This window comes from Alcaligenes nematophilus, assembly GCF_026344155.1.
Lineage (GTDB): Bacteria > Pseudomonadota > Gammaproteobacteria > Burkholderiales > Burkholderiaceae_B > Alcaligenes > Alcaligenes phenolicus.
In genome coordinates, this window is record NZ_JAPKMZ010000001.1 from 656341 (window position 1) to 676020 (window position 19680).

Annotated in this window: 16 protein-coding genes and 1 other RNA gene; 11 read left to right on the forward strand and 6 right to left on the reverse strand. The window is 56.4% G+C overall.

Annotated features, from left to right (window positions below):
• Positions 1-13: 13 nt before the first annotated feature.
• Positions 14-913: a LysR family transcriptional regulator ArgP gene (locus OSH04_RS03150; protein WP_266107929.1), complete on the forward strand. Its 900-nt coding sequence runs from the start codon at positions 14-16 to the stop codon at positions 911-913.
• 112 nt (positions 914-1025) lie between these two features.
• Here the strand turns inward: OSH04_RS03150 and pdxR are convergent, their stop codons facing one another.
• Positions 1026-2534: a MocR-like pyridoxine biosynthesis transcription factor PdxR gene (pdxR, locus tag OSH04_RS03155; protein ID WP_266107930.1), complete on the reverse strand. Its 1509-nt coding sequence runs from the start codon at positions 2532-2534 to the stop codon at positions 1026-1028.
• 105 nt (positions 2535-2639) lie between these two features.
• Between pdxR and OSH04_RS03160 the strand changes: the two genes are divergently transcribed.
• Positions 2640-3293: an FMN-binding negative transcriptional regulator gene (locus tag OSH04_RS03160; RefSeq protein ID WP_266107931.1), complete on the forward strand. Its 654-nt coding sequence runs from the start codon at positions 2640-2642 to the stop codon at positions 3291-3293.
• Between the two features lie 132 nt (positions 3294-3425).
• Positions 3426-3887 (forward strand): Rrf2 family transcriptional regulator, encoded by a 462-nt coding sequence (locus OSH04_RS03165; protein ID WP_197314042.1) that lies wholly within the window; start codon positions 3426-3428, stop codon positions 3885-3887.
• A 56-nt stretch (positions 3888-3943) separates the two neighbouring features.
• Here OSH04_RS03165 and OSH04_RS03170 read toward each other — a convergent pair whose 3' ends face one another.
• From OSH04_RS03170 to ssrA, 4 genes are all read right to left on the reverse strand, one after another.
• Positions 3944-4639: a class I SAM-dependent methyltransferase gene (locus OSH04_RS03170; RefSeq protein WP_266107932.1), complete on the reverse strand. Its 696-nt coding sequence runs from the start codon at positions 4637-4639 to the stop codon at positions 3944-3946.
• A gap of 93 nt (positions 4640-4732) precedes the next feature.
• Positions 4733-5668, reverse strand: a complete 936-nt coding sequence (locus tag OSH04_RS03175) for an NAD(P)/FAD-dependent oxidoreductase (protein ID WP_266107933.1) — start codon at positions 5666-5668, stop codon at positions 4733-4735.
• A 155-nt stretch (positions 5669-5823) separates the two neighbouring features.
• Entirely contained in the window at positions 5824-6447 is a 624-nt protein-coding gene (locus tag OSH04_RS03180; protein WP_257112078.1) for a glutathione S-transferase family protein, read from the reverse strand.
• A 116-nt stretch (positions 6448-6563) separates the two neighbouring features.
• Positions 6564-6925: a transfer-messenger RNA gene (ssrA, locus tag OSH04_RS03185) on the reverse strand.
• 144 nt (positions 6926-7069) lie between these two features.
• Here ssrA and sstT point away from each other — a divergent pair.
• The 7 genes from sstT (at position 7070) to OSH04_RS03220 (ending at position 14019) form a co-directional block, all read left to right on the forward strand.
• The gene (gene sstT, locus OSH04_RS03190) at positions 7070-8296 is read left to right on the forward strand and encodes a serine/threonine transporter SstT (protein ID WP_239054458.1); all 1227 of its coding nucleotides are present in this window, start codon (positions 7070-7072) and stop codon (positions 8294-8296) included.
• Between the two features lie 158 nt (positions 8297-8454).
• Entirely contained in the window at positions 8455-9087 is a 633-nt protein-coding gene (locus OSH04_RS03195) for a LysE family translocator (RefSeq protein ID WP_266107934.1), read from the forward strand.
• A gap of 333 nt (positions 9088-9420) precedes the next feature.
• Positions 9421-9924, forward strand: a complete 504-nt coding sequence (locus OSH04_RS03200; RefSeq protein ID WP_009456284.1) for a nucleoside 2-deoxyribosyltransferase — start codon at positions 9421-9423, stop codon at positions 9922-9924.
• Positions 9925-10118: 194 nt separating this feature from the next.
• Complete coding sequence (locus OSH04_RS03205; protein ID WP_052159451.1) at positions 10119-10967, forward strand: MurR/RpiR family transcriptional regulator; 849 nt, start codon at positions 10119-10121, stop codon at positions 10965-10967.
• A gap of 286 nt (positions 10968-11253) precedes the next feature.
• On the forward strand, positions 11254-11565 hold the full coding sequence (locus OSH04_RS03210; protein ID WP_009456280.1) for a DUF485 domain-containing protein: 312 nt from the start codon (positions 11254-11256) through the stop codon (positions 11563-11565).
• The gene (locus OSH04_RS03215; RefSeq protein ID WP_035272637.1) at positions 11562-13226 is read left to right on the forward strand and encodes a cation acetate symporter; all 1665 of its coding nucleotides are present in this window, start codon (positions 11562-11564) and stop codon (positions 13224-13226) included. The genes OSH04_RS03210 and OSH04_RS03215 overlap by 4 nt, the downstream gene beginning before the upstream one ends.
• Positions 13227-13356: 130 nt before the next feature.
• Positions 13357-14019 carry a response regulator transcription factor gene (locus OSH04_RS03220; RefSeq protein ID WP_035272636.1) on the forward strand — a complete coding sequence of 221 codons (663 nt, stop codon included), beginning with the start codon at positions 13357-13359 and terminating at the stop codon, positions 14017-14019.
• Here the strand turns inward: OSH04_RS03220 and OSH04_RS03225 are convergent.
• Positions 14006-17449: a hybrid sensor histidine kinase/response regulator gene (locus OSH04_RS03225; RefSeq protein WP_022983262.1), complete on the reverse strand. Its 3444-nt coding sequence runs from the start codon at positions 17447-17449 to the stop codon at positions 14006-14008. The genes OSH04_RS03220 and OSH04_RS03225 overlap by 14 nt on opposite strands.
• A 461-nt stretch (positions 17450-17910) precedes the next feature.
• Between OSH04_RS03225 and OSH04_RS03230 the strand changes: the two genes are divergently transcribed.
• Positions 17911-19620: a sulfate adenylyltransferase gene (locus tag OSH04_RS03230; protein WP_035272635.1), complete on the forward strand. Its 1710-nt coding sequence runs from the start codon at positions 17911-17913 to the stop codon at positions 19618-19620.
• Positions 19621-19680: the final 60 nt, after the last annotated feature.

A 19680-nucleotide genomic window follows, 5' to 3' on the forward strand; every position in this document is an offset into this window, starting at 1 on the left:
AAACAAGCCAATTATGGATCTGCTGCACCCACAACTACGAGCATTTACGGCCGTCCTGGAAGAAGGCAGTTTTGAAGCAGCCGGGCGCAAGCTGTACATCACCACCTCAGCCATCTCGCAGCGTATCAAAGCGCTGGAGGACAGACTGGGGCAAGTGCTGGTCCTGCGCCAGCCGCCTTGTCGTCCAACACCGGCGGGAGAGTTGCTGCTGCGCCGTGTACGGCCCATGCAGGTTCTGGAATCCGAGGCCGTCGCAGACTTCCTGCCAGAGCAAAATGGCCCACGACGGCCTATCGCCATTGCGGTCAATAGTGACTCGCTGGACACCTGGTTTCTGGAAGCCTTGTCCCGGCTAAGTCAGGAATATGGCTACCTGTTTGATGTGCGCGTGGATGATCAGGACCACACACTGGAATTGATACGCAATGGCTCCGTGCTGGGTGCGGTCACTGCCGAACCTGCCCCCCTTCAAGGCTGCGAGGTGCAGGCCTTGGGCATCATGCGCTATCAGGCCATTGCTTCTCCCGAGTTTGTGGCCCGCCATTTTGGATGGGGAATAGACGCAGCATCCCTGGCTCAAGCCCCCATGATCGTCTTTAACCGCAAGGACGAATTACAGTGGCGCTTTATACGCCAAATCACGAATGAATCCGTAGCCCCTCCCATCCACTACCTGCCCACCTCCACCGGCTTTGTGAAAGCAGCGGCTTTGGGCCTGGGATGGTGTCTGGCACCCGACTCCATGGTCAGCGATGCCTTGGCCGTCGAAGAGCTGGCTTTAGTCGCCCCCGGCCTTTGGCTGGATGTGCCTTTGTATTGGCAACATGCGGCTATCCGCTCCGACACCTTGCGCAATATGGGTAGGGCCCTTCAAGAAGCGACCCGCACCTCATTGCTGCCAGCGCCTTCTTGAACAGCTCTTTGAGGTCCGTACGGGAAAACAATGGGTGGAGTTTTCCACTTCAGGAAAATGGCAGAAGTCTGACTCATGCCGGCTCTTGCCACAGACTTGTCGAGAACAGCACTCAGGACTTTCGTTTGGTTCTGGAAGGTCGGGCAAGCTCAGAAATAATGCGCGCCAGCTTCTGCGCCGCTTCCTTCATCTGCTCGGGACTGAATGCGCTCAAACCCAGAATCAGTCCCGAAGGCCCCTGCCCAGCGTGATACATGGGTGAGACGGGACGCACTGCCACGCCTTCCTTCATGGCCCGCTGCGCCACCACCACATCATCAACCGGCGAGGCCAGCCACAAGACGGAATGCATGCCTTGATCGCTTGGCTGCAAGCTGGCCAAGTCACTGGGCAAAACCTCGCGCACAATCTCAAAAAGGTGGTTACGACATTGGGTGTAGATCCCGCGCATACGCCGAATATGGCGCTCCAGATGCCCCTCTGAAATAAAGCTGGCCAAGACATGCTGGTCTGCACTGGGCGGATGCCGATCCAGCAGAACGCGCGCTCCGCAAAAAGCCTGGACCAACTGCGGCGGCACAATCGCATAGCCCAGGCGCAGCGAGGGAAACAACACCTTGCTGAAGGTCCCCAGATAGACCACTCGCTCCGGGTCCAGGCCCTGCAAGGAAGGAAAGGGATGGCCACTGTAGCGGAACTCGCTGTCGTAATCATCTTCGACAATCCAGGCGGACCTATCGCGTGCCCAGGCCAACAAGGCATTGCGCCGCGCCATGCTCATGGGCATGCCCAAAGGATATTGATGCGAGGGAGTGACAAAGGCAAGCCGCGCATCTGCTTGCAAACGTATGCCCGCAGCCACATCCAGCCCCTCTTCATCCACAGGTACACGAACCATCCGTTCCGGCGAACCTATCGTATTCAAGATCGCGGTAATACCGGGATAGGCGGGGTTCTCTACCCAGGCAAAATCCTGCCTGCCCATCAACACCAGACAAGCCAGAAACAAGCCCTGCTGTGTACCCGTCGTCACAATGACCTGCTCCGCCTCGCAGCGCACCGAGCGTGACCGGCGCACGTACTCTGCAATAGCCTCTCGTAATGGCAAGGCGCCTTGAGGGTCCCCATAACCACCCGGCGCGCCCTGACCATGGGCCCGCAAGCGATTCCCCAAGCGTCGCCAGATGGGGCCTGGCGCGGCGGCACCCAAGGGGATCGACACGGCAAACGGGGCAGAGGGCAAAGGCTGAAATTGAGCCGCAACCGTATTGAATGGCTGGGCGGCAAGTGGTGCAGGCTGGGCGGGCAGCGATGCCACCCTGCGCTTCTTCGGCCTTGTTTCGGGATTGGCCAGCGAGTGAGCGATGTAAGTACCTACGCCCAGCGAGGACTCCAGAAAACCTTCGGCAATCAGTTGCTCGAAAGCCTCTACGACCGTGCCACGGGCGACACCCAAAGACGCTGCCAAGGCTCGTGTGGAGGGCAAGGATTCACCCGGCTTGAGCGCACCGTTTTTTACTGCTTCGCGCAACTTCTGCGCCAACTGACGGCCCAGGCCCCCTGCACTTCGGTCCAGTTCGCCAAGGGAAGGAATCTTTGGATTATGAGCAGTACGAGACATGAATTGTGGTCCATAAAAATAGCGCCAAACTGGTACAGATTAATGATCCAGAATAGACCAATAATAGACACATTGATCCTGAATCCCAAGCCAAGAAAGACAACGATGTATATCCCCGCTCACTTCAATGAATCCCGGCCTGAACCACTGCACGAGCTGATCGCCCAGCATCCCCTGGGCATTCTGGTCGCCCATGGCAAAAGCGGATTAAGCGCGAATCACCTGCCCTTCATGCTGCATCCCCAGGAAGGTGCACAAGGAGTACTGCACTGCCACGTCGCCAGAAACAATCCCGTCTGGCAAGACCTGGAAAACGGCGACGAAGTGATGGTGATATTCCGTGCAGGAGACGCCTACATCTCCCCACAGTGGTTTCCAAGCAAACTGGAAACACACAAGCAAGTCCCGTCCTGGAACTACATCGTGGTACACGCCTATGGGCGAGTAAGAATACGCGATGAAGAACGCTATGTTCGCGGTGCCGTGGCACGTTTGACCCGCATCCACGAAGCCAGCCAGCCCGTGCCCTGGAAGATGACGGATGGCCCCAAGGACTATATCGACGCCATGCTGAAAGCCATTGTCGGAATTGAAATTGAGATCACTCGGCTGATCGGCAAAACCAAGCTGAGCCAGAATAAGGAGGCTCGGGATGTGGAGGCCGCATCAGCAGCATTAATCAGCCAGGGAGATCATTTCATTGGCAGTGCGATGCAGGCGGTGGCAGTAGACAAACGGGCACAAGAGGCCACGAAATAAGCAAGGGGACGGCCAACTGCAAAGTACAAACCACCCCGCTCGGACTATCCCCTTCTTGCTACTTATAATGTGACATCGTGCACCGGGACACCCTCCCCCCTTCCTTCCCCGGTGCATTACAAGGTCAAGAATATGAGAAGTGATAGTCGGCTCTCCCGCATGCTGCATGTTTTGCTGCACATGGCCAGGCACGATCAGCCATTTACCTCCGAGCAAATCGCCACCATGCTCAGCACCAATCCTGTGGTCGTCCGACGCACCATGGCGGGCTTACGCAAGGCGGGTTACGTGCGCTCCGAAAAAGGCCACGGGGGCGGCTGGACACTAAGCTGTGATCTGCAAGAAGTCACGCTGCTGGACATACACAAGGCGGTTGGGGGACCGCGTATCTTCTTTATCGGCCACGAGAACGAGAACCCAAGCTGCGGTGTCGCCAAAGTGGTTAACGCCGCCTTGGGCGATGTGCTCAAGGAAGCGGAAACCCTGGTCATGCAAAGGCTGGAAGCCATCCCCCTGGCAGAGCTATTGGCTGAGTTTGAGCAACTCTATAAGGCAGAAATGGCAGAGCTGGACAGGAAAATGGCGGAGCAATAATCTGCAGGCTCTGCTTGGTTCAGGGCAGAATCAATACAAGAGCAAAGGCTGAGCAATTATGCCTGATCATCCGCATAGGCTACCCAACCCCGGAACGAGAGCCCTGCATAGAACAAGGCTGGTGCGGTGAACCCCGCCTCCCGCAACAAACCCTCTTCCTCCTGCGGGCTTAACAGCGTCAAATGCCGGGCCATATTTGATGCAGAACCTATCGCTTCCGCCGTAGTTTCCGTCCCTGTAGCAAAGGCGATGGATCGGGCTAGCCAGTCCTCAGTTGCCCCCTCCTCTGGCCGACAATGATGGGCCACCACAAGCGCCGCCCCCGGTTTCAAGCGTGCGAGCAAGGACTTCAACAGCGACAAGCGCTCTGCTTTTGACAAGAAATGCAGAGTCAGCAGACAAGTAGCACCATCAAACAGCTCCAACGGGGCATCGTCCACATAGCCTGGTATCAAATCGACTTGCGAACCCAAAGGCCCTAGCACCTGGGCCGCCAGATCCAGCATGGCTTGCGAGGGATCGACTCCCGCAAACCACCAATCTGGACGGGCTTGCGCAAAAGACTTCAACTCCAGCCCGCCACCTGCTGCCAGAACCAGAATCCTGGCATTGCTCTTTGCTCGTTCGGAAAGCAGGATCAAGGCCATGCGATGAAGATCATGGAAGCCAGGAATGCGCTGTGGTGTTGTATCGGCATACCGGGCGACCAATGCAGGATCGCTAAAGGGCTGGACGGAAGTGGGTGTCTTCATTGAAATCCTGAGCGGGTGGTAAGCAATGGCATGGGTACACCCTATGCCATTACTCGGTCTGCGTGGAGTTTGGCGCTGGACATTGCTCTGGCCTCATGCAGCCTTTTCCGAGCTGGCTCCAGCCTGCTCCGCCAAGCCATAAATCAAGGAATGATGTGCCCCACCCGCCGCCATTACCCCCGCAGCGGCAGAGATGGTGGCATTAGCCATGGGACTGGCGGCATCACCGGCCGCAAACACACCCGGCACGGACGTGTGCTGCATGGGGTCCACAGCAATAAAAGACCCCGTAGGGCCCGCTGTCAGCTTGCAACCCAGCTGTATGGCCAGGTCACTGGCCAGCTCTGTTTTGGGCGCTACAAACAGGCCGGAAATAGCCACGATTCTGCCATCCTGCAAACGCACTGCCTCCAGCCCAGGCTTGCTTCCCAACAGCTCTGCAATCGGTGTCTTTTCGATCTGCACGCCACGCGCTATCAGTTGGACTTCCTGCTCTGCACTCGGTGTAAATGCAGCTTGAGTAAACAAAGTGGTCGGCCCCCAATCTGGCACCAGCATGGCTTGATGTATAGCCAGCTCGCTGCTGGCCAACACACCCAACGGCTGCTGGTTCAGCTCAAAGCCATGGCAATAAGGACAATGCAGCACGCTGCTGCCCCAACGTTCCTGCACACCGGGAATATCAGGCAAGCTGTCCTTGACGCCAGTGGCCAGAATCAGGCGACTCGCACGGACTGTCTGGGCGTCCTCGGTCAATAGCTGAAACCCACCCTCAATGGCATGAACCTCCACAGCACGCCCGGCTCGCTGCTCGACCGTCTCGTACTTCGCAAGCTGAAGTTTTGTCGTCGCCATGATGGCCGCCGGAGCCTGCCCGTCTTGCCCCAGAAAACCATGAGAGGCCTGGGCAAAGCGATTCCGGGGCTGTCCCGCGTCCAATAAAAGTACGCGCCGCCGCGCCCGACCCAATTGAATCGCCGCAGCCTGACCCGCAAAACTGCCACCGACGATGATGATGTCGAAGTCCATAAATTCACCTTCTCTTTAACGTATCTTTTCATGTTACGTATTAGAGAAAAACAGGTCAACTCATGAAACTATGTTTGTTACGATTTTGATTCGGGAATAGGAAGAAAGGCGTTACGCCATGCCGAACACAGCGCAACGCATATAAAGAATGCCGTTCAGGCAGCGGCCTCGGTTACCGCTTTGCGCACGGCTTCACGCGCCCCTACCCGCTCCAGATAAGCACTTAGTTTGGGAAATTGGCTCATATCGACTGCATCCCCCTCCAGCCAACCACCTACTGTATACAGATAAGCATCAGCTACGCTGAACTGATCGCCCAACACCCAGGGACCCACAATCAAGGACTCCAGATAAGCCGCACAAACCGTCATGTTCTGCGGCACCTTGGCGCGCATGGCTTCTTCCGCCGCTGGATCATCGGCCCAACGAGAGCCACGGCGCTTATGTGCGTGAGCCACATGCACCGTGGACGCCAGATAGCTATGCAGCTCCTGCATACGGGCGAATCCAAAAGGATCATTCACAGGCGCCAGCTTGGCATCCGGAAAGCTCTGCGCCACAAAAGCCAGCAAAGCCGGAGTTTCCGTCAAAGCCCCCTGCTCTGTCACCAGTGCCGGCACACGCCCCTTGGGATTGACGCGCAGAAACTCCGGGCTTTGCTGTTGATTCGCACCAAAATCCAGCTTGACCACATCAAAGTCAGCCCCTGCTTCATGCAGTGCAATATGAGTGGCAAGCGCGCAGGTCCCTGGCGCGGAATAGAACACCCAACGAGACATGTCGATCTCCTTTTGTCCATAAAACGAAAGGATCATTATGACGCTGAAGCCTTGTTGGGCAAGCAGAAAACAAAAAACCCAACAGCCGTTAAGCTGTTGGGTTTCTTGGGATATCTTGGTGGAGTCGGGGGGAATTGAACCCCCGTCCGCAAGCCGTCCACAGACAGTTCTACATGTGTAGTCAATTAATTTTAAGTTTTAACCTTGGACTGTGCCAATTGACAGGCCTTTCCTTGGCGATCCACTAAGTTTTAGAACCGGACTTCGTGGCGCAGGCCGATTCGATTCTTTGTAAATAACACTGCTGTAGGTTGCCCTACCTAACCCAAAGACAAATTAGTGCAGTGGCCCAGCCTTAAGCGGCTAGAGCGAAACGCTCGTCGTTGGCGTTTGTAGTTTTCCAGTGGATTTACGAGCGTACTGGTGCTCGACACGCCCTGATCTGCTTCTTGACCCACGTCGAAGCCATGTCGACCCCATGTGGATTAGCAACCATATCACATCGGCTACAAAATGTATAGCACCTGGTGCTAGAATAACCCTCTTCCGCGCTCTGGCTGAGTCCTCGCCAGAGCGTTTTTCACGTACTTCACGCCTACCCATTTGTTTGGAGTCGCTTTTCATGGCCCATCCCGCCAATCAAGCCAGAGGCCCATTAGGCTTTATCCTGCACGGCAGTCTTGTTACTCAAATTGTGATCGGTTTGGTCGCCGGTATTTTGCTGGGACGCTTTGCTCCCGATGCCGCGCACTCGATCGCCCTGCTGGGCCAATTATTTGTCTCTGCCTTGAAGTCGGTTGCGCCAATTCTGGTGTTTGTTCTGGTGATGTCTTCCATTGCCAACCAAAAAGCCCAGTCCTCCACCCGCATGGGTCCTATTTTGCTCTTGTACGTGCTGGGCACCTTCCTGGCTGCACTGATTGCCGTAATCGCCAGCTTCGCCTTCCCCGTCAAGCTCAAGCTGGATCTGGCCGATGCCACCTTGAACCCTCCTGGCAATATCGTTGAGGTATTGCTGGATCTGCTGACCAGCATTGTGGTGAACCCGGTTGATGCCTTGCTCAACGCCAACTACATGGGCATTTTGGCCTGGGCTATTGCTCTGGGCCTGGCACTGAAACACGGCTCGCAAGGTTCTCGCGACCTGCTGACCGATATGGCCAATGCCGTGTCGTCCTTGGTGCGCCTGGTCATTCGCTTTGCGCCGCTAGGTATTTTTGGTCTGGTAGCCGTCACCATTGCCGAGTCCGGCTTTGATGCGCTGCGCCAATACGGTTTGCTGCTGCTCGTGTTGGTAGGCTGCATGTTGGTGGTGGCTCTGGTCGTCAACCCCTTGATCGTGTTTGCCAAGCTTCGTCGCAACCCCTACCCGCTGGTATTCACCTGCCTGCGTGAAAGCGGTATCACAGCCTTTTTCACCCGCAGTTCTGCGGCCAACATCCCTGTGAACATGGCTTTGTGCGAACGCCTGGGCCTGCATAAAGATACCTACTCGGTTTCAATTCCACTGGGTGCCACCATCAATATGGCCGGTGCTGCCGTTACGATTACCGTCCTGACGCTGGCTGCGGTGCACACACTGGAAATCCCGGCTGACCTGCCTACCGCCCTGCTGCTGAGCCTGGTGGCTACCATTGCAGCTTGCGGTGCATCGGGTGTTGCTGGTGGCTCTTTGCTGCTGATTCCACTAGCATGCAATATGTTCGGAATTTCCAACGATGTCGCCATGCAAGTCGTTGGTGTAGGTTTCGTGATTGGGGTGGTGCAAGACTCGGTAGAAACGGCCTTGAACTCCTCGACCGACGTGCTGTTTACCGCTGCGGCAACACTCGAACCAGGCCGTGCCTGATTTGATATCTTGACGCACAAGGGGCCAGCCATTCAGGCTGGCCTTTTTTGTAGGCCGATCAAGCAACGCCTGATTGCCTCAGCCCAAGTACCCGCCGCCATGCTTGAGTGCGCAGGCACTCAATGCTTCTGCAATCAGACTCTTACCAAGGAATCTTCGTGGATTTAGCCAGCCTTTCTCTGTATATCGTTGCAGTATCGGCCGTCACTATCATGCCGGGTCCCACCATGCTGCTTGCCTTGAACAATGGTGCACATGGCGGCAAACGGATCGCAGCATGCGGTATTGCGGGTGCGGCGCTCTCGGACCTGATTCTGATTGCTGCTGTCGGCTGTGGACTGGGCGCGCTGCTGCTTGCCTCCGAGCAGCTTTTCACAGTGGTGAAGTGGATAGGTGCGGCGTATCTGCTCTATCTGGCCTATGGTCTCTGGCACGCTCCGGTCAGCTCTATCCAGACAGACACTCCCACGGAAAAAGTTCGGACGGGTCGCGCGGCTTTTCTGCGATCTTTGCTGGTTGCCCTGTCCAACCCTAAAGCGCTGCTGTTCTTCTCTGCATTTTTGCCGCAATTCATTCGTCCGGAAGAAGCAGTTGCCGTTCAGTACATCACACTGGCCTTGGTCACAGCCCTGATTGATATGGCTTTAATGACTGTCTACGCCGTGGGTGGCCATCACGCCATGCGGCTGCTTTCCGGCAAGGCTATGCGTTGGTTGAACCGGGCTTGTGCTGGCATGCTGGCAGGTCTGGGTATTGCGTTAAGTCTGTATCGACGCGGTAATGCCAACTGAAGATCGCAACCTCCAAGGAAAACAAGGGACCTGAATCGGTCCCTTTTTCTTATGTGCTGCAAGCCAGTCTTGCCTACCACAAGACTGCACCTCACCATCCGTGACGCTAGAGCAACAGGCCAAACGACAAACCGCAAACCCGTGCCAGGTCCTTACACCCAGCGCCATGTTCAGGCTGATGGGATCGTATATCATCATTCAGATGGCCACCACGAATAGCCTGCTATGGGTTCAGAACAGCCATGTCTCACAAATTCCGGTTTGCCCCAGCGGCCAGCAGCCCAGCCTGAACCGGCACGATTTCCCTTCACCCCGAATCAACAAGGAGCCAAGATGAAGCGTATCTATTTAGCGGGTCCTGATGTGTTTTTCAGCGATGCCACCGAGCGTGCCAAGCTGCACAAGCAATTGGTACGAGACTTTGGCTTCAAGCCCTTGCATCCCGTTGATCAGGAAGAGATCGAGGCCTCGGCTATCTACCACCATAATATTCGTCTGCTGGACCAAGCCGATGCGGTTCTGGCCAACATCACGCCCTTTCGAGGCGCAGAGATTGATACCGGCACCGCTTTTGAAATCGGTTACGCCGTAGCCCAGGGCCTGCCTGTTTTTACCTACCGCTCTACCGCCGATACCGTTCTAGACACCGTACGCGAGCACTACAGCCCAGTTGTGCTGGACCCGGCCAGCCAGATCTGGCGTGATCGCAATGGTGCGCTGATCGAAGACTTTGGCCTGCCCTCGAACTTGATGGTGGCGATCAGCACGGAGTTTGTACACGGTTCCTTTACAGATGCCCTGATCGCCGCACAGGATTATTTCAAAGCTATTGGCTAATTCATTTTCGGAAAAAATACTGCTGATTAATCAATCACAAGCAGTCAAACAGAGTCAAAATTAAACGTTTTTCAGGGAAATTAAACGCATCTTGTACTCAGGTATGATGTGAACTTGAAACTCCCTGCCCGTACACAGGAACCACAATTGGTTCCCCGCAGCACCCGCTTTTCCTGAATCAAAAAAACAGGGCTATGCCCAGCACCATGCCAGACACCAGCAACATCTCTTTTCTTGATCGTGTACGCGCCATTCTTAGTGATCTCCCCGCCTCCGAGCGACGTCTGGCCCAATTCACACTGGATTTCTCGGGTGATTTATCCAGCTACAACGCCTCGGAACTCGCCAGTCTGGCCCAAGTTTCCAATGCCACTGTCACACGTCTGATCCGTCGTCTGGAATACGCCAACTACGAAGCGGCACGCAAGCAGATTCGCACGGAAAGAACGGATGACTCCTTTACCTCGGTCCACCAGCCGCTATCTCCGGGCGAGGCCGCCTTGCACTCACACTTGCAGGAAAGCTATAGCAAGCTGGGCAATACCTATCGGCATCTGTCCCATTCTGTTCTGCAGGAAGCCAGTCAGGCCATCAGCCGTGCGCGGCAGGTTTGGCTGGTGGGTTTGCAGGCAAACTACTTTCTGGCCGGGCATTTTTACTGGCATTTGTCCAAACTCATGCCGGGCGTACGGCTTATCCCCGGAGCGGGGCAAACCGTCTCCGACTACCTGGCCGACATTCAGCACCAGGATGTCGTGATTGTTTTTGATTTGCATCCACGCCCCAGCCACATGCCGGAGCTGATCGGACGCCTGGAAACACGCTGTACGGACATCGTGCTGATCACCGACCAGGATTACAAAGAGCGGCCCAAGACCCGCTGGTCCCTTCCCTGCCAGCCTGGGCCTGAAGCGCTGCCTGATAATTCGGTGGCCGTTGCCAGCCTGTCTCATCTGCTGCTGTCCGAAATACTGAAAGTACGTGGCGCTGATCGCCGTGATGAATCAGAACAAGAACTGGCCACCGCTGACGCGCTGTTTTGAACTAACAAAAAACTCCCTTCTCAAGCTCTGCAAGCTACTCAGAGCAGAAGAGACCAGCTCTTGTGCCTGTGCGTCTCCTGCATCATTTGCCCCGCCCAGCTAAACCAAGGCTCCAAAATCAGAGCCTTCTCCTTCGTCATCTACGACCAAAGTCGCCTGTTGGGAAAAGTTGATTCGTTCTATACATGCTGTACACAGAGCGCCCTCAAGCGCCAACTCTCTGTACACGCCGTGTTTAGAGAGCCTCGATGCCAAGAATCATCAAACCCCATAAGGAGACATAAGAATGAGCTCAGCCAATACTGTCGTGACGGCAGTAACTCAGCACCCTGCCTATCAAGAACTGCTTAGAAGACGCAACCGCATGAGCCTGATTTTTTTCGGCTTGACCGTGATTGTGTACGCCGGTTTTATCTTGACCCTGGCCTTTGACCCCGAACTTTTCAGCCGTTCTGTCGGTTCCATGACCATGACCATTGGCGTACTTAGCGCCGCCATTGTGCTCATTAGTGCCGTCGTCCTGGTGTCCACCTTCGTCTACATTTCCAACAAGGTGTATGACCCCTTGCTGGCTCAAATCATGAAGGACGTGACATGAAGAAACTACTTCTGAGCCTGGGCCTGTTTGGCATGGCCAGTGGCAATGCCATGGCAGCCTCTTCCGGCCAGGCCAATACCTCTGCCATTGTGATGTTCCTGATCTTTATTGCCGGGACCATGGTCATTACCTGGTGGGCGGCCCGCCGTACACGCACCACGTCCGACTTTTACACCGCCGGTGGCGGTTTGACCGGCTTTCAAAACGGCCTGGCAATTGCCGGGGACTATCTGTCCGCCGCTTCTTTCCTAGGGATTGCGGGCATGGTGTACGTCAGCGGTTTCGACGGCATGATTTACGCCATCGGCTTCATGTTCGGCTGGCCGGTTGTGATGTTCCTGATTGCAGAGCGCCTGCGCAATCTGGGCCGCTACAACTTTGCCGACGTCACCTCGTTTCGCCTGTCGCAAAACCCCATGCGGATTCTGGCGGCCAGTGCCTCCCTATTGATCATCGCCCTGTACCTGATCGCGCAAATGGTCGGCGCTGGCAAGCTGATCGTGCTGCTGTTTGGTCTGGACTACAACGTGGCCGTGGTGATTGTAGGTTCGCTGATGATGATTTACGTCACCTTTGGCGGCATGACGGCCACCACCTGGGTGCAAATCATCAAGGCCGTACTGATGTTGTTCGGTGCCACGCTGATGACAATTCTGGTTCTGGCAGCATTCTACTGGGATGTGGACAGCATGCTGGCCGCTGCCGTGGAAACGCACCCTACCGGACACGCCATTCTTGAGCCCGGCGCTGCCGTCAGCAGCAATCCGCTGAACGTACTGTCCCTGGGTATTGCACTGGCCTTCGGTACCGCAGGTCTGCCCCATATCCTGATGCGCTTCTTCACCGTGGCGGACGCCAAGGAAGCCCGCAAATCCGTGATCTACGCCAGCAGCTTTATTGGTTACTTCTACCTGCTGACTTTCATCATCGGTTTCGGTGCGATTGCCTTGCTGGTCAAGCATCCCGAGTACTTCCAGACGGGTCCGGACGGCTCCTTCAACATGCTGACCAACCTGATTGGCGGCACCAATATGGTGGCGGTGCACCTGGCCAATGCAGTAGGCGGCAACCTGTTGCTGGGCTTCCTGGCAGCAGTTACCTTCGCCACGATTGTGGCCGTGGTTGCAGGCTTGGCCTTGGCCGGTGCCGCCGCCATTTCGCATGACCTGTACGCCAACGTCATTGCCAAAGGCCGCGCCACCGAAAAAGACCAGATGCGCATTTCGCGTATCTCCACAGTGGTGTTGGGTGTGCTGGCGATTTTGCTGGGCATTATCTTTGAAAACCAGAACGTCGCCTTCATGGTGGGCCTTGCCTTTGCCATTGCAGCCAGTGCCAACTTCCCGGTCCTGGTGCTGTCGATTGCCTGGCGTGGCTGCACCACGCGTGGTGCCACCATTGGCGGTTTTCTGGGCCTGGTCACCGCCACGGTGTGGGTGGTCCTCAGCAGCACGGTGTGGGTGGATGTATTCGGTTTTGCCGAGCCCATCACCCCCTTCCCTAACCCTGGCATCCTGTCCATTCCGTTGGCTTTCTTCTCGATCTGGCTGTTCTCGACCCTGGATAACAGCGCCCGCGCTACCCAGGAACGCGAAGCCTTCGAGGCTCTGACCGTACGCAGTCAAACCGGCATTGGTGCTGCCAGCGCCAGCGCTCACTAAACCTTTTTAACGCTGACTTAATCAGCACGCAGGGACAAAAAACAGGGCATTTCGGTGCCCTGTTTTTACTGATGTGCAGCTCATCCTGGCAGGCACCATTACAGATACTTGAACATGGCATAATCCCCACATGAATGAACTGCTCATTGCTGACGATCACCCACTATTTCGTGAGGCGTTACGAGGCGTCGTCGCCAACCTGTTTCCCGGCACGGCCATCTACGAAGCGGATCGTATCTCCAATTTGTATCCCCTGGTCGACGACCATCCTGACGCCGATCTGCTCTTGCTGGATCTGGATATTCCAGGGGCAATCGGTTTCAGCGCTTTAGTCCATTTACGCGCGACCTACCCCTGCCTGCCCATCATTCTGGTCACCGCCCATGAAGAGGCACGCTTCATGCGCCGCGCCATGGATCACGGAGCCATGGGCTTCATCCCAAAATCCATTGATGCACAGACGCTGGGCGTAGCCCTGCAGGTGGTTCTGGATGGTGGCACCTGGTTGCCGGAAATCGGCTCTTCCTCTCCGGGCATCAGTCTGGACGAACGGGAGGTCGCGGCGAAATTGCGCGAGCTGACACCGCAACAATTTCGCGTTCTGCAGATGCTTAGTACCGGACAACTGAACAAGCAAATTGCCTACGAACTGAATGTCTCGGAGGCCACCATCAAGGCGCACATGACCGCCATCCTGCGCAAGCTGGGTGCTTCCAATCGTACTCAGGCCGTCTTGATGGCCAGTCATCTTGGCCTGAACCAGGACGAATCCCAGGACGCTAATACGTTTTAATTTGCGCGGTCAGAAAAGCTCGCAGCGAAGCGGGCTTTACCGGCTTGGTCAGCACCAGATAGCCATACTGTCGAGCCGCTGCTTTCAGCTCGTCGCTACCATCCGCCGTCAACAAAGCGCCTTGCGCATGAGGCAGATGCAGACGCAATAGTTGCAGTGCCTGCAAGCCGTCCAGCCTATCATGCAAGTGATAATCCACCAGCAAGACATCGGGACTCAAGGCAATTTTCTCCAAAGCGCTATCTACCGTATTGGCGGTGATAATTTGTGCTCCCCAACGCCCCAGCAGCACTTCCATACCCGCAATAATATCCAGATCGTTATCCAGACACAGCACACGCAAGCCTGTTAAAGGCAAGCCATCGGCAGGCTTGCTGGACTCGTTATTTTGCTGACTGCTGGCCTGCGTAGCGTCACTCAAAGGAACGCGAATGGAGAACATGCTGCCACGCCCCACTTCGGATCGCACATCCAGCGTGTGCCCCAGCAAGACCGCAATACGTTGGCAAATGGACAGGCCCAAGCCCAGGCCACGGCCATCCCAATCGAAGGCTTGTTCATAGCGATGAAACTCCGCATAAATCTGCTGAATATGATGTGGCGGGATACCCTGGCCTGAGTCCCAGACCTGAAACTCCAGCTCCTCGCCCCGGACACGAACGCCAAACACCACTCGTCCTTCCTGGGTGTAGCGCAAGGCATTGGCCAGGAAATTCTGCAGCACGCGCCGCAACAGACGATGGTCGCTATACACCTGCAAAGGTCGAGCATGAATCCGCAACTGGATACCACGTCTTGCAGCCATAGGAGCGTATTGGTCTGCCAAATGCTGCAGCAGATGCTGCACATTGATCACGCCCAGATCCGGCTTCAAGGCTCCGGCATCCAGACGGGAAATATCCAGCAGGCCTTCCAGCAATTCCTCCGCCGTACGCAAAGAGGTATCGACTCGTTCGGCCAGATTGGGCATCTCCGCCAGGTCATGCGTATCGCGCAAGGCCGACGCAAACAGACGTGCCGCGTTAATCGGTTGCAACACATCGTGGCTGACGGCCGTCAGGAATCGGGTACGAGACTCCTGGGCTTTTTCCGCCTCCTGCGTACGCACCGCGACACGCTGCTCCAGGCTGTCGTTCATCTCTCGCAGCTCGCGCTCCACGCGCTTGTAGTGCGTGATATCGCTATAGCTGGTGACATAACCGCCGCCCGGCAAAGGCCGCCCCCGCAGCTCGATCACCTGCTTGTCATTCAACATACGCTGAGTCACATAGGAAGAGCCTTCGCGCATGAACTGAATACGACGTTCTATGGCTTGTTCCACCCCTATGCTTTCCACGCCATCGACCTTGCCCCGCTCGGCATTAAAGCGAATCAGATCCGCTACGGACCTCCCCACGTACAACATGCTGGGCGGGTAATCGAATAACTGCTGATAGCGCTGGTTCCAGGCGACCAGCCGCATGTCCGCATCCACCACACTGACACCCTGATCAATGTTCTCCAGGGTGGCCAGCAAAATATCCCGATTGAAACGCAGTTCCTGCCCCGCCTCATCCAGCACGGCCATGATGGCAGCCACCTCCATGCCCGAACCACGCAAGGCGCTGGTCAGCACCAGGCGCGCGGACGCGGCCCCCACCGCAGCTGCCAGCAATAGCTCCGTGAAATGCACCCAGGAACTATCCGCCCGCAAACCAGGCTCCAGCGATTGCTTGGCCTGTCTGGCCTGCGTTTCAAAAGCCCGCTTCGCCATTTTTTTACCAACGATACGCTCTGCCAAAAGCAGCAAATCCTGGACCGACAAATCCCCATAAGAATGACGGGCCGCCAAGGTCTGCCGCTCCGCATAAGGATTAAGAAACGGTTCGGCCCGCAAGCGCTCTCCCAAGCCCGGACGCCGGCGCCAGGACACCCACAAAAAGGCGCTGATATTGCACAGCAGGGACCAGAAAGTGCCATGTGTCAGCGGGTCCCAGCCCTCTACGCCAAAAAGTTGATAAGGGCGCAGCCAGGACAGGCCAAATGGCCCGTGATACAACCAATCATCCGCCAGCCAGCCCACCTCGGTCAGCGTCGGCAAGAGCAAGGTATAGACCCAGATGGCAAAGCCCAATAGCAGTCCGGCCTCTACGCCCTGTCGACTGGCACCGCGCCAATACAAACCACCAATCAAGCCCGGCCCAAACTGCGCAACCGCCACAAAGGCCATCAGCCCATACGCGGCCAGGGTCGTATCGCTGCCGCTGAGCATGTAATAGCCGTAAGCCACACCCGCCAGCGCCATGATGGCGACACGGCGTATCCATAGCACTGTGGAAGCCACCGTACTTTGCTGATACTGTGCCCAGCCACGACGCAGCAACAAAGGCATCACCAAGTCATTACTGACCATGGTTGAGAGCGCCACGCTGGTCACAATGACCATGCCAGTTGCGGCCGAAAAACCGCCTATGTAAACCATCAAGGCCAAGCCAACCTGGTTTTGCGACAGGGGCAAGGCCAGCACAAAACTATCCGGCGCCACGCCCTCGCCCCCGACGCCAAACAGGCTGACACCTGCCGCAGCAATAGGCAAGACCATGACGCTGACCACCAGCAGATACGCCCCAAACAACCAGCGCGCCCGCCGTATATCCACCACGTCCCCACATTCCACAATGGCCACATGGAACTGACGGGGCAAACAAATAATCGCGGCAAAGGCCAGCAAGGTTTGACCGACAAAACCCACCGGCGGACTGTTCTCGAACAGTGTGCTGACGGCCCCCACCATATTCAGTTCAGTCTTGCCAAACCAGCGAAAGGCGAACAGGCCAACCGCCACCAAGGCCACCAGTTTCACCACGGACTCAAAGGCCACGGCCAGCATCAAACCCGGTCTATGCTCGGTCGCGTCCACCTGGCGTGTTCCAAACAGAATGGAAAACAAGGCCATCAAAATCGCGACATACAAGGCCGGATCACCAAACAGCCCGGCGTGAAACTCCGTCCCGGCCAGCACACTTAAACTCAAGGCCACCGCCTTGTATTGCAGGGCCAGATACGGCACGGCCGCCACCACGGCAATCCCCGCCACCATGGCCGCCAAGCGCTGCGAGCGCCCATAACGACTGGCCATGAAGTCCGCAATGGAAACCGTGTTCTGGGATTGAGCCACCAGCGCCAGGCGTTCAATAATCCGCCAGCCAAACAGCAGCATCAGCATGGGGCCAAGATAAATAGGCAGAAAACCAATGCCATAGCGCACGGCCGACCCGACCGCGCCGTAAAACGTCCACGACGAACAGTACACAGCCAGGGCCAGGCTGTAGACCGTAGGTCGCAACCAGGGGCGCTGGGTATACAAAGGATTCCTGTCCCCGAACCAGGCAATGGCGAACAAAATTGCGGCGTAAATCAACGAGGCCAACACCACCCAAGCTGGCGTCATCTGCACTGTCTCCTACTTTGGTATAACGCGATGATTTTTCTCGCGATTGTGAGTAATACTAAGACAGTTCCAGCAGGATCTGAGCTCGGAAAACTAGGGCTTATCACCTATACCCAATTTGATTTTCAGGACAGATCTCCTGGGGCAGGCAGCACCCGCAGCATCATGAGCCACGGCGAGGATCACCTCACGCACCGATAAACCCGGAACGATGCCTGCATTCCTGTCCTCATGTCGCATTTAACAAGCGCAGCAAAACAATGCGCAGGCGGTATTCAAGCCAGCGCTGCATCACCTGTTTGGACGAAGAGCTTTCGTCTGGCATCACAAGAAGAAATAGAGCGTTTGAAACCGGGGAGTCACTGCTCCAGTCCAGAACTCATCTATCACTCGCAAACGAAAAACGCCCCGACAAAAAAACTATCTTTCATCGTCATGCGGGGCAAATTAAAGGAGGCAATATGAACCACTCAACATTGAACTTTGATCGCTATCCACAGCAACCGCACGGTGGAACACTGGTCAACCAGGTTGTCCCGGAGGATCGCGTCAAGGACGAGATCGAACGTGCGCGCACCCTGCCCAGCATCCGCGTGGATCTGGAAGCCGTCATCACCATCGAGATGATTGCTACGGGCGTGCTCTCCCCCAACAAAGGCTTCATGAACGAGGCCGACTACAACTCCGTGCTCAAAGAGGGTCGTTTGAGTAATGGTGTGGTGTGGCCTGTGCCGCTGAGCTTCGCCCCGATTGGCGATCGCAACCGCGACATTATTAAAGGACTTTCGGTCGGCTCTGAAGTGGCGCTGACCAATAGCGACAACGAGCCGGTAGCCATCCTGAGCATCGAGGACATCTTCTCCTACGACAAGGAGCAGCGCGCTCAGCAACTGTTTGGCACCACGGACAGAAATCACCCCGGTGTGGACTCCATTTACCGCCGCATGGGCGATGTGTCCCTGGGTGGCACCTTGCACCTGCTGCAGCGTGTGGACTGGGGCCCGTTCGAGAAGCTGCGCCGCGAACCCAAAGACACGTGGCGCCTGTTCTACGAAGAAAAGAAATTCAATTCCGTGGCAGGCTTTATCACCGGTGCGAATCCGCTGCACCGTGGCCACGAGTACATTCACCGCAATGCGCTGGAAGGGATTGATGGCCTGTTCCTGCAGCCACTGGTAGAGATGGCCAAGCGTGAATACGTGCGCCACGAGTTCCGCATGATGGCCTACCGAAACGTACTGGATACCTACTACCCCAAGGACCGTGCCATCCTCTCGCCGCTGCGCGTCACCTATATTTTTGCGGGTCCGCGCGAAACCATTTTGCATGCCCTGATCATGAAGAACTATGGGTGCACCCACGCCTTGATTGGTCGGGATCACGCCGGGATTGGCAGCTACTACGACAAGTACGCCAGCCACAGTATTTTCGATCAGTTCAGCCCCAAGGAAATGGGCATTGATGTGCGCCTGTTCCACGAAGTGTTTTACTGCACGCGTTGTGCCTGCCATGCCACTTCCGAGACCTGCCCGCACGATGATCGCTTCAGGCTGACCATCTCCGGCACCGGCATTCGCGAGATGCTGCGTCACGGCATCATGCCGCCCAAGGAAATTTGCCGCCCTGAATCCATTCTGCCGGCCATGCAAGGCGTCCAGCCCAAAGGACTGTGCGAGGAAGGCGAAGCAATCCAGCCTGTCAGCAAGGTTATCCAGAGCATGTTCCCCTACTACACCCAGTACACCCGTCTGGGCGGGGCCAAGCGTAGTGAACCGCTGGATCCATCTCAGCTGACGGTGCGCGATCTGGAAATCGCCAGCCACGACGTGCGGCACCATGCGGGAGATATCTACAACGGGGTGTACACCGAGTACAGCGCCGTGGTGGATCACAACCGCAGCATGCAAGCCGCCTGGATCGAGGATGCACGTGCTGCCCTGCGCTTCCAGCAGGAACGTCTGATCAGCGATCTGGAAGAAAAGCAGCAGCAAGCACCGGAAGAAGCCTCGGACGAGTTCATGTATCAGGACAAGCAGGAAGTCGTGCGCGAGCTGCATTCGGCCCGCAGCTTGCTGGATGATATTCCGACCGTGATTTCTGCCAAGCAGTTGACCAAAAGGACCTGGAACGTCCTGCCTTACCAGCGCTATCGTGGGGCGGATAAGGAATAAAGCGGTATCTTGCTACACCGTCCTGCCCGGATTGAGATCGGGCAGGACGGCGTGGAAAAG

Bases quoted from the DNA above. Each gene is read 5' to 3' on its own strand.
- OSH04_RS03210 (WP_009456280.1), top strand. From the start codon at position 11,254: ATGAGCTCAGCCAATACTGTCGTGACGGCAGTAACTCAGCACCCTGCC.
- OSH04_RS03160 (WP_266107931.1), top strand. From the start codon at position 2,640: ATGTATATCCCCGCTCACTTCAATGAATCCCGGCCTGAACCACTGCAC.
- pdxR (WP_266107930.1), bottom strand. From the start codon at position 2,534: ATGTCTCGTACTGCTCATAATCCAAAGATTCCTTCCCTTGGCGAACTG.
- OSH04_RS03220 (WP_035272636.1), top strand. From the start codon at position 13,357: ATGAATGAACTGCTCATTGCTGACGATCACCCACTATTTCGTGAGGCG.
- sstT (WP_239054458.1), top strand. From the start codon at position 7,070: ATGGCCCATCCCGCCAATCAAGCCAGAGGCCCATTAGGCTTTATCCTG.
- OSH04_RS03215 (WP_035272637.1), top strand. From the start codon at position 11,562: ATGAAGAAACTACTTCTGAGCCTGGGCCTGTTTGGCATGGCCAGTGGC.
- OSH04_RS03165 (WP_197314042.1), top strand. From the start codon at position 3,426: ATGAGAAGTGATAGTCGGCTCTCCCGCATGCTGCATGTTTTGCTGCAC.
- OSH04_RS03230 (WP_035272635.1), top strand. From the start codon at position 17,911: ATGAACCACTCAACATTGAACTTTGATCGCTATCCACAGCAACCGCAC.
- OSH04_RS03180 (WP_257112078.1), bottom strand. From the start codon at position 6,447: ATGTCTCGTTGGGTGTTCTATTCCGCGCCAGGGACCTGCGCGCTTGCC.
- OSH04_RS03225 (WP_022983262.1), bottom strand. From the start codon at position 17,449: ATGACGCCAGCTTGGGTGGTGTTGGCCTCGTTGATTTACGCCGCAATT.
- OSH04_RS03170 (WP_266107932.1), bottom strand. From the start codon at position 4,639: ATGAAGACACCCACTTCCGTCCAGCCCTTTAGCGATCCTGCATTGGTC.
- OSH04_RS03150 (WP_266107929.1), top strand. From the start codon at position 14: ATGGATCTGCTGCACCCACAACTACGAGCATTTACGGCCGTCCTGGAA.
- OSH04_RS03200 (WP_009456284.1), top strand. From the start codon at position 9,421: ATGAAGCGTATCTATTTAGCGGGTCCTGATGTGTTTTTCAGCGATGCC.
- OSH04_RS03175 (WP_266107933.1), bottom strand. From the start codon at position 5,668: ATGGACTTCGACATCATCATCGTCGGTGGCAGTTTTGCGGGTCAGGCT.
- OSH04_RS03205 (WP_052159451.1), top strand. From the start codon at position 10,119: ATGCCCAGCACCATGCCAGACACCAGCAACATCTCTTTTCTTGATCGT.